Source organism: Nocardia sp. NPDC059154, assembly GCF_042755705.1.
GTDB lineage: Bacteria > Actinomycetota > Actinomycetes > Mycobacteriales > Mycobacteriaceae > Nocardia.
In genome coordinates this window covers 86,068-100,547 of the sequence record NZ_JBHZCS010000029.1, presented here as the reverse complement: position 1 = coordinate 100,547, position 14,480 = coordinate 86,068, and the positions used below count along the sequence as shown (strand labels likewise).

11 protein-coding genes are annotated in these 14,480 nt (G+C 69.8%); 9 read left to right on the top strand and 2 right to left on the bottom strand.

Annotated features, from left to right (window positions below; all coding sequences use genetic code 11):
• Nucleotides 1–5 precede the first annotated feature (5 nt).
• From ACFXN1_RS24825 to ACFXN1_RS24805, 5 genes are all read left to right on the top strand, one after another.
• Nucleotides 6–950 carry an alpha/beta hydrolase family esterase gene (locus ACFXN1_RS24825; RefSeq protein ID WP_379439213.1) on the top strand — a complete coding sequence of 315 codons (945 nt, stop codon included), beginning with the start codon at nt 6–8 and terminating at the stop codon, nt 948–950.
• Nucleotides 951–1,114: 164 nt separating this feature from the next.
• Nucleotides 1,115–5,014 carry a Pls/PosA family non-ribosomal peptide synthetase gene (locus tag ACFXN1_RS24820; RefSeq protein ID WP_379439212.1) on the top strand — a complete coding sequence of 1,300 codons (3,900 nt, stop codon included), beginning with the start codon at nt 1,115–1,117 and terminating at the stop codon, nt 5,012–5,014.
• On the top strand, nt 5,014–6,369 hold the full coding sequence (locus tag ACFXN1_RS24815) for a M1 family metallopeptidase (protein WP_379439210.1): 1,356 nt from the start codon (nt 5,014–5,016) through the stop codon (nt 6,367–6,369). Before ACFXN1_RS24820 ends, ACFXN1_RS24815 begins: the two co-directional genes overlap by 1 nt.
• A 231-nt stretch (nt 6,370–6,600) precedes the next feature.
• A complete protein-coding gene (locus ACFXN1_RS24810; RefSeq protein ID WP_379439209.1) occupies nt 6,601–8,250 on the top strand; it encodes a DEAD/DEAH box helicase in 1,650 nt (549 codons plus the stop codon).
• A 210-nt stretch (nt 8,251–8,460) separates the two neighbouring features.
• A complete protein-coding gene (locus ACFXN1_RS24805; RefSeq protein ID WP_379395857.1) occupies nt 8,461–8,625 on the top strand; it encodes a hypothetical protein in 165 nt (54 codons plus the stop codon).
• Nucleotides 8,626–8,628: 3 nt separating this feature from the next.
• Here ACFXN1_RS24805 and ACFXN1_RS24800 read toward each other — a convergent pair whose 3' ends face one another.
• Nucleotides 8,629–9,486 carry a phytanoyl-CoA dioxygenase family protein gene (locus ACFXN1_RS24800; RefSeq protein ID WP_379439207.1) on the bottom strand — a complete coding sequence of 286 codons (858 nt, stop codon included), beginning with the start codon at nt 9,484–9,486 and terminating at the stop codon, nt 8,629–8,631.
• Between the two features lie 42 nt (nt 9,487–9,528).
• Here ACFXN1_RS24800 and ACFXN1_RS24795 point away from each other — a divergent pair, with 42 nt between their 5' ends.
• From ACFXN1_RS24795 to ACFXN1_RS24785, 3 genes are all read left to right on the top strand, one after another.
• Nucleotides 9,529–10,107 carry a TetR/AcrR family transcriptional regulator gene (locus tag ACFXN1_RS24795; protein ID WP_379439206.1) on the top strand — a complete coding sequence of 193 codons (579 nt, stop codon included), beginning with the start codon at nt 9,529–9,531 and terminating at the stop codon, nt 10,105–10,107.
• A 50-nt stretch (nt 10,108–10,157) separates the two neighbouring features.
• Nucleotides 10,158–10,559, top strand: a complete 402-nt coding sequence (locus ACFXN1_RS24790; RefSeq protein WP_379439204.1) for a nuclear transport factor 2 family protein — start codon at nt 10,158–10,160, stop codon at nt 10,557–10,559.
• Nucleotides 10,560–10,696: 137 nt separating this feature from the next.
• On the top strand, nt 10,697–12,394 hold the full coding sequence (locus ACFXN1_RS24785; RefSeq protein ID WP_379439202.1) for a GAF domain-containing sensor histidine kinase: 1,698 nt from the start codon (nt 10,697–10,699) through the stop codon (nt 12,392–12,394).
• A gap of 42 nt (nt 12,395–12,436) precedes the next feature.
• On the opposite strand, the gene ACFXN1_RS24780 is transcribed toward ACFXN1_RS24785, so the two are convergent.
• Nucleotides 12,437–13,156, bottom strand: coding sequence for a MerR family transcriptional regulator (locus ACFXN1_RS24780; RefSeq protein ID WP_379439265.1), 720 nt, complete (start codon nt 13,154–13,156; stop codon nt 12,437–12,439).
• Between the two features lie 112 nt (nt 13,157–13,268).
• Between ACFXN1_RS24780 and ACFXN1_RS24775 the strand changes: the two genes are divergently transcribed.
• Nucleotides 13,269–14,468: an erythromycin esterase family protein gene (locus tag ACFXN1_RS24775; RefSeq protein ID WP_379439201.1), complete on the top strand. Its 1,200-nt coding sequence runs from the start codon at nt 13,269–13,271 to the stop codon at nt 14,466–14,468.
• The last annotated feature ends 12 nt before the right edge of the window (nt 14,469–14,480 follow it).

Here is a 14,480-nt window from a genome sequence, read left to right as displayed (position 1 = left end):
CTCGCGTGAACGCACCGAGATTCGCCGCAGCGATCCTGCTGTCCACCGCCTTCATGGCCGCCGGGTGCGGGCACCCGCAGGCCCGCGCTGCCGGCGACACCACCGTCACCCTCGAATACGGTGGACTGCAGCGGCAATACCTCGTCCACTACCCCGCCAACCGACCCCAGGGCCTGCTGCCCGCCGTGCTCGCCTTCCACGGTGGCGGCGGCAATGCCGAGAACATGGCCGGTTCCTTCGGCTTCGACAAGGCCTCCGACGCCGACGGTTTCATCGCCGTCTACCCGAACGGCTACGAGAAGTCCTGGAACGACGGCCGCGGCGACGACACCAATGCCGGCGCCGCGAATATCGACGACGTGGGTTTCGTTGCGGCCGTGATCGACCGGATCATCGCGAACGACTCCGTCGACCCCACCCGCGTCTACGCCACCGGCATGTCCAATGGCGGCATGTTCACCGAGGACCTCGGCTGCCGCCTGTCCGGGAAGCTGGCGGCCATCGCCCCGGTGGCGGGCCCGCTCCCCCAGGCCGACGTATCCGCTTGCACCCCAACCCATTCCCTGCCGGTCCTGGAGATCCACGGCACCTCCGACCCGATCGTCCCCTACGGCGGCGGTGTCGTGCGCGTCACCTCCGGCCACCACGGCGCGGGCTCGAGCCCGGTGCTCTCGGTCGATGCCACCCAGCAGCTGTGGCGGGAGAAGAACTCCTGTAACGCGGCCACCACGACCACGCTCCCGCAGCGCACCGACGACGGCACCACCGTGACCGTCCAGTCCTCCGACTGCGCGAACGGCGCCAAGGTTCAGCTCTATTCGATCGCCGAGGGCGGCCACACCTGGCCGGACGGCCCGCAGTACCTGCCGCAGGTGATTGTCGGCAAGGTCACCCACCAGTTCGATGCCACCGACGTGATCTGGCAATTCTTCGCACAGTTCCACGCCTAGCCGCCCGGTGAATCCACGCGCAGCCGCCAGGTGAACACGGGACGACCAGGACGTACCGGTACCGTGGACCAATGGCCGCCTCACAGTTTGCCTGTCGGTAACTCTCGTATGAAACAACCAACGCACAAGCGCCGGATGGTTCCACGAGAGGTGGGCAGCACCTAATGCCGCAACAGCAGGCCGATACCGAGATAGTCGCGAACCCGATGCTGCGGGCCGCCCTCGCACCGCCGGCCCGCACGCTGGTCGATATTCTCGCCGCCACCGCCGCGGCGTACCCCGACGCACCCGCTCTCGACGACGGTGAGGTGGAGCTCGGATACGCGGAGCTGCTCGCGGAGATCGCGCTCGAGGTCGAGCGCCTGGCCGCCGCCGGGGTGCGGGCGGGCGACCGGGTCGGGGTGCGGATGCCGTCTGGCACGCGCGGCCTGTACATCACGATCCTGGCGGTCCTGCACGCCGGAGCCGCGTACGTGCCGGTGGACGCCGATGATCCCGACGAACGCGCCCGGCTGGTGTTCGGGGAGGCCCGGGTCTCGGCCATCGTGACCGCGGCCGGGATCGAATCCACCGGAGTGGCAAGGGAATCCGGCGACCAGGTGACGTCGACGGCCGCGCCCACGCCCGCCGACGACGCGTGGATCATTTTCACCTCCGGCTCCACCGGAACACCGAAAGGTGTTGCGGTGACCCATCGCAATGCCGCGGCGTTCGTCGATGCCGAGGCGCGGCTGTTCCTCCAGGACGCGCCGATCGGGCCCGGGGATCGGGTGCTGGCCGGACTGTCGGTCGCCTTCGACGCCTCGTGCGAGGAGATGTGGCTGGCGTGGCGCAACGGCGCCTGCCTGGTCCCGGCGCCGCGCGCGCTGGTGCGGACCGGCGCCGATCTGGGGCCGTGGCTGGTCCGCCGGGAGATCAGCATCGTCTCGACCGTGCCCACGCTGGCGGCCACCTGGCCCGCCGAGGCGCTCGAACCCGTGCGGCTGCTCATCTTCGGCGGTGAGGCGGTGCCGCCCGAGCTGGCCGAACGGCTTGCCGGCAACCAGGATTCCGAGCGCGAGGTGTGGAACACCTACGGCCCCACCGAGGCCACCGTGGTGGCCTGCGCCGCGTTGCTGGACGGCGGCTTCCCCATCCGGATCGGGCTGCCGCTGGACGGCTGGGACCTGACCGTCGTCGATGCGGCCGGAGATCCGGTGGGCGAGGGCGAATCCGGTGAGCTGGTCATCGGCGGCGTCGGGCTGGCGCGCTATCTCGACCCGGCCAAGGACGCCGAGAAGTACGCGTCGCTGCCGTCGGTCGGCTGGGAACGCGCCTACCGCAGTGGCGATCTGGTGCGCAACGATCGCGAGGGACTGGTCTTCCTGGGCCGGGCCGACGATCAGATCAAACTGGGTGGCCGCCGCATCGAGCTCGGCGAGATCGACAATGCGCTGCAGCATCTGCCGGGTGTGACGGGCGCGGCCGCCGCGATCCGGACCACCAAGGCGGGCAACAAGATCCTGGTCGGCTACCTGACCGGACCCGGCGCCGAGTACGACCTCATCGCCGCGAGAACCATTCTCGCCGAACAGCTTCCGGCCCCGCTGGTGCCGCGACTGGCCGTGGTCGGGGAGCTGCCCACCCGTACCTCCGGCAAGGTCGACCGCGACGCGCTGCCCTGGCCGCTGCCCAAGGCCATCGCCGCCACCCCCGAGAGCGGTCTGTCCGAGACCGAGCGGTGGGTCGCGGGACTGTGGGATTCGATTCTCGGCGCGGAGGTCACCGACCCGGACGCCGACTTCTTCGATCTGGGCGGCGGCTCGCTGGCGGCCGCCCAGCTGGTGGCGGCGCTGCGGGAACGGCAGCCGCGCATCGCCGTCGCGGACCTCTACGACCATCCGCGGCTGGGCGCCCTGGCCGCCCTGCTCGACGGCTTCGCGCCGACCGCCGCGGTCGAGGAGCGACTGGTCCGGCCGGTGCCCCGGTCGGCGCAGCTGTTCCAGCTGCTGGCGACGATTCCGCTCACCACCCTGACCGGTCTGCAATGGCTGACCTGGCTGGCGATCGTCGGCAATGTCGCCGCCTGGTCGGGTTCGCTGCCGTGGCTGCCGCACCTGTCGTGGTGGTGGATGCTGGTGGCGTTCCTGCTGTTCATCTCCCCGCCCGGCCGGATGGCACTGTGCGTGGCCGGTTCCCGGCTGCTGCTGCGCGGCGTGCGCGCGGGCACCTACCCGCGTGGCGGGTGGGTGCACCTGCGGCTGTGGACGGCCGTGCGACTGTCCGAGGCCAGCGGCGCCGAGAACCTGTCGGGCGCACCGTGGATGGTGCCCTTCGCGCGGGCGCTGGGCGCGAAGGTGGGCCGGGGCGTCGACCTGCACACGCTGCCGCCGGTCACAGGCATGCTGGAACTGGGCGACGGCTGCAGCGTCGAACCCGAGGTGGACCTGTCCGGTTTCTGGATCGACGGCGATCTCGTGCACATCGGGCCGATCGAGATCGGGCCGGGCGCGGTGGTCGGCGCCCGCTCGATCCTGCTGCCCGGCACCAGGATCGGCCGCAATGCCGAGATCGCGCCCGGCTCCTCGGTATCGGGCAAGGTGAAGGCCGAACAGGAGTGGGCGGGCTCCCCCGCCGTGAAAGTCGGCCGGGCACAGCACCGCTGGCCCGACGAGACGCCCGCACGGGCCGCGCACTGGGTGGCGATCTTCGGCATCACCTCCATGGTGCTGGCCTCGGTGCCGATCTTCGCGCTGGGCACCGGCGGTCTGCTGATCGCCTGGTGGATTCGCGACACCCGGACGCTGGCAGCCGGATTCGAACGCGCCTTCGCCGTCCTCCCGGTGGCCATGCTGCTGGTGCTGGCCGTGTACGCGGCGGTCACCATCGTGGCCGTGCGACTGCTCGGCATCGGGCTGACCGAGGGCCATCACCCCGTGCGCAGCCGCCCGGGCTGGCAGGCGTGGGCCACCGAACGGCTGCTGGATTCCGCGCGCACCTTCCTGTTCCCGCTCTACGCCAGCCTGCTGACCCCGGTGTGGCTGCGCCTGCTGGGCGCGAAGGTCGGCAAGCGCGTGGAGGTTTCGACGGTCCTGCTGCTGCCGAAGTTCACCGTGGTCGCCGACGGCGCGTTCCTGGCCGACGACACCATGGTCGCCAGTTACGAACTCGGCGGCGGCTGGCTGCGCATCGGCGAGGCCAAGGTCGGCAAGCGCGCCTTCCTCGGCAACTCCGGCATGACCGCGCCCGGGCGGCGGGTGCCCAAGAACGGCCTGGTCGCCGTGCTGTCGGCCGCACCGTCCAAGGCGAAGGCCGGCTCGTCGTGGCTGGGCAGCCCGCCGACCCGCCTGCGCCGCGCCGCCGAATCCGGTGACACCGCACGCACCTTCGATCCGCCGTTCCGGCTGCGCGTGGCCCGCGCGGTGGTGGAGACCTGCCGGTTGATCCCGGTGTTCGTGAGCTTCGCGATCGGCCTCGCCGTGCTGTTCGCCCTGGCCTGGCTGGCCCGGACCCTCGGCCACCTGCCCGCCGCACTGCTCAGCGGTGTGGTGCTGCTGGCGGCGGGCGCGGCGGCGGGCGCGGCCTCGGTGCTGGCGAAATGGCTGCTGGTGGGCCGGATTCGCACCGAGGAGCATCCGCTGTGGAGTTCGTTCGTATGGCGCAACGAGGTCGCCGACACCTTCGTGGAGCATGTCGCCGCACCGTGGTTCGCGCGCGCCGCGACCGGTACGCCCGTGCTGAATGTCTGGTTGCGTGGACTCGGCGCCACCATCGGCCGCGGGGTATGGTGCGAATCCTATTGGCTTCCGGAGGCTGACCTGGTGACACTCGGTGACGGCGCGACCGTGGAACGCGGCTGCGTGGTGCAGACCCATCTGTTCCACGACCGCATCATGGCCATGGACACCGTCACCCTCGGCGCGGGCGCCACCCTCGGACCGCACTGTGTCGCCCTGCCCGCCAGCGTGATCGGCGCGGGCGCGACCATCGGACCGGCCTCGCTGGTCATGCGCGGCGACAGCGTGCCGCCGTCCACCCGCTGGTGGGGCAACCCCATCGCGCCCTGGCCGGAGGGCGGCCGCTGATGCCCGACCAGCTCGACCGGCCCATCGACGATTACCTGCCGCAGAACGGGAATCGCGGCTACCGGGTCTCCCGCTACGAGCTGGAGTTGGTGTACAAAGTCGCCAGTAACCGGCTGGCCGGGCGGGCCGACATCACCGCGGTCACCACCGGGGTGCGAGATCGGTTCGCGCTGGACCTGTCTCAGGCGCTGGCGGTGTCCAAGGTGTTCGTGAACGGGGCCAAGCCCGCCAAATTCACCCATCAGCGCGGCAAATTGGTGATCACGCCGCGGCAGCGGATTCCGGCGGGCGGGGTGCTGGCGCTCACCGTGCAGTACGCGGGCCCACCTCGGCCGTTGCGCAGTCCGTGGGGCGAGGTCGGGTGGGAGGAGCTCACCGACGGCGTGCTGGTGGCCAGCCAGCCCAATGGCGCGGCCTCCTGGTTCCCGTGTGACGATCACCCGAGTTCCAAGGCCAGCTACCGGATTTCGATCACCACCGACTCGCCGTACTACGCGCAGGCCAACGGCACCCTGGTGCGCAAGCAGACCAAGGCCAGCCAGACCACCTGGGTGTACGAGCAGCCCGAGCCGATGTCCACCTACTTGGCCACCATCCAGATCGGCCACTACCGCAAGCAGCGGGTCGACGCGCCGCGCGGCGCGGTGCCCATGCAGGCGGTGCTGCCGCCGCGGCTGCGCACCGCCTTCGAGCACGACTTCGCGCGGCAGCCGCGCATGATGGAGGTCTTCGCCGAGAAGTTCGGGCCGTACCCGTTCGAGGCGTACACGGTGGTGGTCACCGATGACGAACTCGAGATTCCCATTGAGGCGCAGGGCATTTCGGTCTTCGGGGCGAACCACTGCGACGGGCGGCGCGGCTACGAACGGCTGGTCGCGCACGAGCTGGCCCACCAGTGGTTCGGCAACAGCCTGACCATCGCGCAGTGGCGCGACATCTGGCTGCACGAAGGCTTCGCCTGTTACGCGGAATGGATCTGGTCGGAGGCGGCCGGCGGGCCGAGCGCGGACCAGCTGGCGCGCACCGCGCACCGGAATCTGGCGCGACTGCCGCAGGACCTCCTGCTCGCCGACCCCGGACCGGACCACATGTTCGACGACCGGGTCTACAAGCGCGGTGCGCTCACACTGCATGCGTTGCGGCTCACACTCGGTGATCCCGCCTTCTTCGATCTGCTGCGCGAGTGGACCGCGCGGTATCGCCACGCCTCGATCACCACCGAGGAATTCACCGACCTGGCAGGGCATTACAGCACCAGGTCACTGCGATCACTCTGGGACAGCTGGCTACACGCCCGGCCCCTGCCCCAACTACCCGCGCTCCCCGCGTTCGGGGCCAATTCCGATACCGGGTAGACTCGCAGCGACACGTTGTTGATCATGGATGTGGCCCAGACACACGCACGGTCACATCAGCGTCGTAGATCGCTACGAACTTCCAAGCAGCCCCCACTGCGCGGCTTAGCTTTCCTTACGGCGATCGATTTTGCCCACTGGCAATCTCGCCACCTTGTGCCCCCGGCGCGGATCCGAGATCCGCAGCACGGCTCGGGCACACCCCGATGCCCGAAAGGCACTGCAACACCGATGACTTCTGCCCCTGCCTCCTTTGCCGCGCTCGGCGTCCGCGACCCCCTGGTCCGTGCGCTCACCAACGCCGGCATCACCGAGCCCTTCCCCATCCAGGCCGACACCCTGCCCGATTCGCTGGCCGGGCGCGATGTGCTCGGGCGCGGAAGGACCGGCAGCGGAAAGACCCTGGCGTTCTCCATTCCGATGGTGGATCGCCTCGGCGAGCGCGCGCAGCGGTGTGCGCCGAATCACCCGGCCGGGCTGGTGCTCGCGCCGACCCGGGAACTGGCGACCCAGATCGCGGCCACCCTGGAGCCGCTCGCGGCCGCCTACCGCATGTCGGTGACCACCGTCTTCGGCGGCGTCTCGCAGCATCGCCAGGTGCAGGCACTGAAGCGGGGCGTGGACATCGTCATCGCCTGTCCCGGCCGCCTCGAGGATCTGATGCGGCAGGACCTGATCAGCCTGGACTCGGTCGAGATCACCATCATCGACGAGGCCGACCACATGGCCGATCTGGGCTTCCTGCCCGGCGTCACCCGCATCCTGGCCGCGACGCCCGAAGACGGTCAGCGCCTGCTGTTCTCGGCCACCCTGGACAACGGGGTCAACAAGCTGGTCCAGCGGTTCCTCCCCGATGCCGTGAAACACGCTGTGGATGAAGCGAATTCGCCGGTCGCCGCCATGACCCACCATGTGTTCGAGGTGCCGACCACGGAGGCCAAGCGCGCGGTCGTGCACCGCCTGGCCTCCGGGTCCGAACGCCGAATCCTGTTCACCCGCACCAAACATCAGGCCCGCAAGCTGGCCCGCCAGCTCACCACCGCCGGCATCCCGGCCGTCGACCTGCACGGCAATCTCACCCAGCCGGCCCGCGATCGCAACCTCGCCGCCTTCGCCGCCGGCACCGCCAAGGTCCTGGTCGCCACCGACGTCGCGGCCCGCGGCGTCCACGTCGACGGCGTCGAACTCGTGGTCCACGTGGATCCGCCCGCCGAGCACAAGGCCTATCTGCACCGCTCCGGCCGCACCGCCCGCGCCGGCAACCACGGCGACGTCATCACCCTGGTCCTGCCCGACCAGCGCACCGACCTCGCCGCCCTCATGCGCAAGGCCAAGATCACCGCCACCCCGCAGTCGGTCACCGCCGACTCCCCGGCGGTCACGCAGCTGATCGGCGAGGTGGCCCCGCTGGTCGCCCTCCCTGCGGCCGCCGCACCGCACCGCGTGGATACGTCGGCCGCCTCCCCCGCACGGGGAGCCCGCCAGCCCAAGAAGCGGACCCGCCCGGCCGCGACCGACGCGAAGCAGACCGCACCTCGGAACCGCCGCAGGCAGGGCTCCCAGAACACCGACGATGCGCGCACCCCCGACCGCCCCGCGGCCCGGAAGCCCGACACCGCCACCGACGGCCGGCCCGCCCGCCGCGCGGGAGGCCGCGCCGGCGGAAAGCCTCGCGCCTCGGCCACGAGCACCTCGAACGGCCACAACCCGCGCACCGGCGTCACCCGCGACGAGAACCAGGGCACCCGCGGCCGGACCGAGCGCCGCGGCACGGCCAACGCGCGGCAGGGTGCCCCCGCCGAACCGCGTACCCGCGGCACCTCCGGCCGGACCGCATCCCAGCGCACCGACAGCGCCCCTCGCCGTCGTCGCGGCAACTGACACCCTCACCGACCGCCGCCGCGGCCACCTCACCGGTGCGCCCGCGGCGCGGCGGCGCCCGGGAGAGTGCGTCCAGAATGTGACATTTGCCCGTATCTAGCGGGCGCGGTTCTTTCTACAGTTATTGGATAGCAAGCAGCTACCCGCTCTTACCTCGTGAATTCTCATCTGTCGTCCCGGACGCTTTGACAGGGGTCAGGAGAGCAAGTCATGAAGACCGACGCCCCATTGAGTGAGCGGGTCATCGTCAAAATCGAACGGGTCGAGAATCGCTATCGGGTCTCGGTGACGCCGATCGATCGGCTGCAGTGGCGGGTGGGGTACGCGCCGGATATGAAAGCGGCCGTGCAGCTGGCCCGGGAACTGGCCGGCTGAGCACTACAGGGCGGGTGCCCCGGGTTCCAGGAGCCGCTTGGGGTGCATGCCGTCGACCTGTCCGATGAACGGCGGGTGGATGCTGTAGCCGAGCATTCGGCGAATATCCTCGGACACCGCGCGGACCGTATCGCGGGTCATGGAGAGCGTGAACGCTTCCTGGGGGCGCAGCCACGGTTCGCAGTATTGGGCGGTGAGCGCGAGGCGGGGATTCGGGGAGCGATTCGCGCCGCCGCCGTGCCACAGGGTGCCGACGAAGAATACGCAGCTACCCGCCGGCATTACCACCGGTTCCCGACGGTCGGATTCCCCGGGCAGGCGGTCGCCCCACAGGTGGCTGCCCGGAATGATGTCGGTCGCGCCGTTCTCGGCGGTGAAGTCGTCGATGGCCCAGATGGTGGCCGCCCCCAACCCCTTTCGCGGCCGCGGCAGCGGGTAGAAGCCGTCGTCGGTGTGCAGCATCTGCGCCTGCTCGCCGGGCAGGATGTTGATCACCTGCAGCATGGACAGCAGGTAGTTCGGCAGGAACAGCCGGTCCAGCAGGGCCAGCACCCGCGGGTGGTCGGCGATGCGGTCGCAGGCGCGAGTCTTGTTCAGCACGCTGTAGATGCGCTGTGTCGAGTGCCCCTCGAAATTGTTCCGGCCGATCCGATCCAGCAGTGGCACAACACTTTCCCGGATCCGGTCGAGCTCGGCCGGAGTCAGCATGTCGTGCAGGATCACATAGCCGTCCCGCTCGACGGCGGCCAGATCGGCCTCGGCCACCGCCGGATCCACGCTCGCGCCGCTGCTCTGGGTGCGCCGGTAGGTTCCGGCCAGATCGCCGTCCAGATCGCGTAGCGATGTCACCTTCGCGCTCATCCCGCCATCCTTTGCATAACTGAGTTCTGTTATTGTTCGACTGTGGCACGAGCACCGATCGGACGTCAACAACTACTCGACGCCGCCCGCGACGAACTGGTCCACGCCAACGGCACCCTGGAGCTGAGCGCGCTGACCCGCCGTACGGGCCTGAGCACCGGCGCGCTCTACCACCACTTCGGCTCCAAAGTCGGTCTGCTGGCGGCCATCTGGGACGACTTCTACGAGGGCCTGAGCCGGGCCATCGCCGACGACCGGCTCCCGGCCGACGGCGACTGGGCCACCCGCGAGCGCGCCCGCACCCGCTGTTTCGTGGCCTTCCACTTCGAGCACCCGCTCGCGGCGCTGCTGCTCAACCGCGCGGCGCCCGATCCGGGCCTCACCGAGATCGAGGCTGTTTACATCCGCAATCTCGGCGACGCGGCCGCCACGAATATCCGCCGCGGGCAGGCCACCGGCGAGATCCCCGCCGATCTCGACCCTGATAGCGCCGGCGCGTACGTCATCGGCGGCCTGCGCCACGGCATCGCCCAGCAGCTGCGCGTGCACCCCCGTCCGCCCGTCGACCTTGCCGCCGAACGCCTTTGGCGTTTCACCGCCGCGTCACTGTCCCTGCCCTGATCCGAAAACCGACTGGCGATCGCGCCCGCGGCCGCGTATCACTGCGTGCTATGTCGATCTCCACGGCCGACCGGCTGGCCATTCACGAATTGCTCGCCCTGCACGGACATCTCAGCGATGTCGGCGCCTTCGACCGCTTCGGGGAGGTCTTCACCGGGGACATCGCCTACGACCTGACCGCCTACGGCGCGGGCGTGGTCACCGGCCGGGACGCCCTGCGCGAGATGGCGCTCCGACTGGGCGACGGCAACCCGCTGGGCCATCACGTCACCAATATCGTGGTGTCGCCCACCACATCCGATACCGTGCAGGCCCTGTCGAAGGGCCTCGCGGTCGCGACCGACGGCACCACGGCCAGCGTCACCTACGAGGACATCGTCGTCCGCACCGATTCCGGCTGGCGCATCAGGCATCGCCGCGTCGTCCCGCGCCGGCAACCCCTCCATCCCTGACGCTCCGGCAAACCCGAGGCGCTCGCTCCCCGAACCGCTTGGGATGTTTGCGCTTTGGTCGCGTGCGAAATCGCCGGAGTGGAAGAATCCCCCGCATGTCGGGCGGTCCGATGCCTTATCCAGGCGATAGAACTCCGATGGTGGAGGCCCTGTCCGAGTGGCGGCTACGTGAACTTCTCGCCGAGGTGCAGGAGCGCATCGCGCAGGTGGTGGATGTGCACGACCGCATGGATCGGCTCATCGACGCCATGCTCGTCATCACCTCCGGCCTGGATCTGGACGAGACGCTGCGCACCATCGTGCACACCGCCATCGAACTGGTCGACGCGCGCTACGGGGCGCTGGGCGTGCGGGAGACGCGCAGCAGCGGCGACAATCTCTCGGAGTTCGTCTACGAGGGGATCGACGATCGCACCCGGGTGCTCATCGGCGATCTGCCGCGCGGGTGCGGGGTGCTGGGCCTGCTCATCGAGGAGCCGAAACCGCTACGGCTGAAGGATCTTTCCCACCATCCGGCCTCGATCGGGTTTCCGGAGCATCACCCGCCCATGCACAGTTTCCTGGGCGTGCCGGTGAAGGTGCGCAACGAGGTGTTCGGCAGCCTCTATCTCACCGAGAAGGTGAACGGCCAGGAGTTCACCGAGGACGACGAGGTGGTGGTGCGAGCGCTGGCCGCCGCGGCCGGTATCGCGGTGGCGGACTCCCGGCTCTACGCGCAGTCGCAACTGCGACAGCTGTGGCTGGAGTCGATCCGCGACGTGGCCACCGAGCTGCTGGGCGGCGGCGACCCGGCCGAGGTGATCGAGCTGATCGCCGATCGCGCTCTGACACTGACGGATTCGGTGTGCACGTTCGTGGCGCTGCCCGAGGATCTGGAGCTCTCCGCTGACGCGGTGACCGAGCTGATCGTGTCCGCGGGTGCGGGAGTGCCCGCGTCCGCGCTGCTGTCGCGCCGCATCCCGATCGAGGGGTCGCACACCGGCACCGTATTCCGCACCGCCGAATGCGTGGCCACGGAAGGGTTGGCGCTCAACCCGTTTCCGGAGTTGCGGACGGAGTTCGGCCCGGTGCTGCTGCTCCCCCTGCGGGCCCGCCGCTCCATGCTCGGTGTGCTGGGCGTGCTGCGCGCGCCCGGCGAACCGGATTTCGACGCCTCCGCCATCGCCATGATGACGGTCTTCGCGGGTCAGGCGGCGCTGGCATTACGCTTGGCGGACAATCAGTTCCGCATGCGCGAACTCGATGTCCTCTCCGAGCGCGACCGGATCGCCCGCAATCTGCACGACCGGGTCATCCAGCGTCTGTTCGCCACCGGGCTGGCCGTGCAGGGCACCGCGCAGCGCATTCGCTCGCCGGAGATCCGGGACCGCCTGTATCAGAGCCTCGACGATCTGCAGTCCATCGTCCAGGACATCCGCCAGTCCATCTTCGACCTGCACGGACCCGGCATCGGCCAGGTGCCGCTGCATCAGGGCCTGCACGATCTGGTCTCGGAGATGACGGCGGAAACCAAGCTGCGCACCACTGTTCACGTCTCCGGTCCGCTGTCGGTGGTCCCCCTGTCGCTGGCCGACGATGTCGAAGCGGTCCTGCGTGAGGCGCTCAGCAATGTGGTCCGCCACGCGGGCGCCGACGCCATCACGATCGCGCTGAGTGTCGCCGACGGTGTGAGCGTCGAGATCACCGACAATGGCGCGGGCCTGGACCAGGGTTCCGCCCGGCGCAGCGGTCTGGCGAATCTCGAGGTCCGCGCCCGCCGACGCGGTGGCAGTTTCGGTATCGAGGCGGGCGAATCCGGCGGCACCCGGGTCCACTGGACCGCGCCCCTGCCCTGACCCACCGCGGACGAGCGGATGCCCTCGTCGGGAACATGGCCATCACCGATCCCGAATCGCCTCGGGGCCGCCCTGATCGAGCAGAGTGAGGTAGGCGTCGAGTTGGGCTGCGCCGGTGAGGAGGTCGCGGCTGCGGGTGGTCAGGCGTTCTTGCCAGGCGTCGAGGAAGACGGTCAGAGCTGCTGTGCCGCCTGCGGTTCGGAGTGCGTCGAGGAATTGGGTGATCTGGGACAGCCGGTAGTTGCCGCGGCGCAGTTGGCGGGCGATTTCGGCGTCGCGCACGCAGTCCGGGCCGTAGTGGCGGTAGCCGGTGGCGCGATCGCGGTCGGGATGCAGGATGCCTTCGGTTTCCCAGGTGCGCAGGGTCGCCGGGTGCAGGTCGAGGCGGCGGGCGAGTTCTCCCACGGTCAGCGGCCTGCGCGGGGTATCCGGCGGGATCGGGGTGGACAGGCTGTGGAGGGCCCTCGCGACGTCGGCTCGGGTGGCGCGTTCGGTGTGCAGGGCGAGGTGGGTGGCGTCGATGAGCCGGTAGGCGGCTTCGGTGTCGCCCCGGTTGATTGCGCGCATGATGTCGGTGGCCGGCTGATGGCCGTGGCCACGGCGTAGCGCCAGGAAGGCGCGCAGGGCCTGGGCGTGCAGGGGTGTATAGAGCCGGTAGCCCGTGTCGCTGCGTTCGGTGGGCGGGAGGACGCCTGCCTCGTCGTAATTCCGGATGGCCTGTGCGGACAATCCGTGCTCCCGCGCGAGATCGATGGGTCGCAGATCGCACCTCCGTTTGAGGGTTCTAACACCTGATACCTGGTCACGCTCGGGCAAGTTTCATACGAACCTTCAACGATAGTGTCGAAGGCAGTTCCTTCTGGAAGGGGTCTCCATGTCCACTGCCACCGCATTGCGGTCAATCGGCCGCCCGATCGACGATCCGGAAAACCTGGGCCGCGCCCTCGACGAGTTGCTCGCCACCCACACCGAACCGCCCGCCCTGTTCGCGCTCGGCGAGCCGACACATGGCATCGCCGCATTCCCGCTGCTGCGCAACGACGTTCTCGGTCACCTCGTCGAACGGGGTTACCGGTCAATCGTTTTGGAGTCCGACTACTTCGCCGCGTCCATTGTCGACGACTACGTGTGCGGCGCGTCCACCGAGATCGACACCGTGCTCGCCACCGGGTTCAGCCACGGTTTCGGCGCGGTGCCGGGCAATCGCGACCTCGTCGAATGGCTCCGCGCGCACAACACCGCCCGCGCGCCCGAGGATCGGGTGCATTTCCACGGCTTCGATGCCCCGGTGGAATACGCCGGCGCCCCCGGCCCACGCCATGCTCTCGCCCGGGCCGCCGACTGCCTGCCCGCCGCCCTGCGTCCAGAATCAGCAAGCAAACTCGACGAATTGGCCGGTGAGGACGCCGACTGGACCAATCCCGCCGCCATGTACGACCCGGCGGCATCCATCGGCAACTCCCCCCGAGCCCATGCCCTCCGCCTCCTCGCCGACGATCTCGCCGGCGCACTGCACCGCGCCTCCCCCGGCCTGCGCCCCGCCGACCCCGCCGCCTACGACCGAGCCGTGTCCTACGCCCGCACCGCCCAGGGCCTGCTCCGCTACCACGCCGCCATGGCCACCGACACTCCCGACCGCATCGACACCGTCCTCAGTGTCCGCGCCGAAATGATGGCCGACAATCTCCTCGCCATTGTCGCTCAGGAGCAACACCGGGGCCCGTCCCTGGTCTTCGCCCACAATGCCCACCTGAGCCCCGCCCAGGATGACGCCAAGAGCTGGGGGAATGCCGGTGCACTCGTCCACATGAGGCTGGCGGACCGCTACCTGTTCGTGGCAACCGACGCCAGCCCCGACCCCGGCCCGAACACCCTTCAGCACTCACTGGCGGCAGCCACACCCCACCGCACCCTCTTCCCGGCGCCCGCCCTGCGCGCCGCACTCTCCCCGTCCACCGCCACGAGCACACCGATTGTGCCCGGCCACATCCCGCTCACCCCCGCCGACCTGTCCGGCGCGGCCGCGGTCGTCTTCATCGCCGATACCGACGGAAAGCGCCATCAGTATTGGTAGGGGAACCGGCGG

Coding starts and splice junctions, on each gene's coding strand:
- ACFXN1_RS24815 (WP_379439210.1), top strand. CDS start 5,014: ATGCCCGACCAGCTCGACCGGCCCATCGACGATTACCTGCCGCAGAAC.
- ACFXN1_RS24785 (WP_379439202.1), top strand. CDS start 10,697: ATGGTGGAGGCCCTGTCCGAGTGGCGGCTACGTGAACTTCTCGCCGAG.
- ACFXN1_RS24800 (WP_379439207.1), bottom strand. CDS start 9,486: ATGAGCGCGAAGGTGACATCGCTACGCGATCTGGACGGCGATCTGGCC.
- ACFXN1_RS24805 (WP_379395857.1), top strand. CDS start 8,461: ATGAAGACCGACGCCCCATTGAGTGAGCGGGTCATCGTCAAAATCGAA.
- ACFXN1_RS24820 (WP_379439212.1), top strand. CDS start 1,115: ATGCCGCAACAGCAGGCCGATACCGAGATAGTCGCGAACCCGATGCTG.
- ACFXN1_RS24790 (WP_379439204.1), top strand. CDS start 10,158: ATGTCGATCTCCACGGCCGACCGGCTGGCCATTCACGAATTGCTCGCC.
- ACFXN1_RS24810 (WP_379439209.1), top strand. CDS start 6,601: ATGACTTCTGCCCCTGCCTCCTTTGCCGCGCTCGGCGTCCGCGACCCC.
- ACFXN1_RS24775 (WP_379439201.1), top strand. CDS start 13,269: ATGTCCACTGCCACCGCATTGCGGTCAATCGGCCGCCCGATCGACGAT.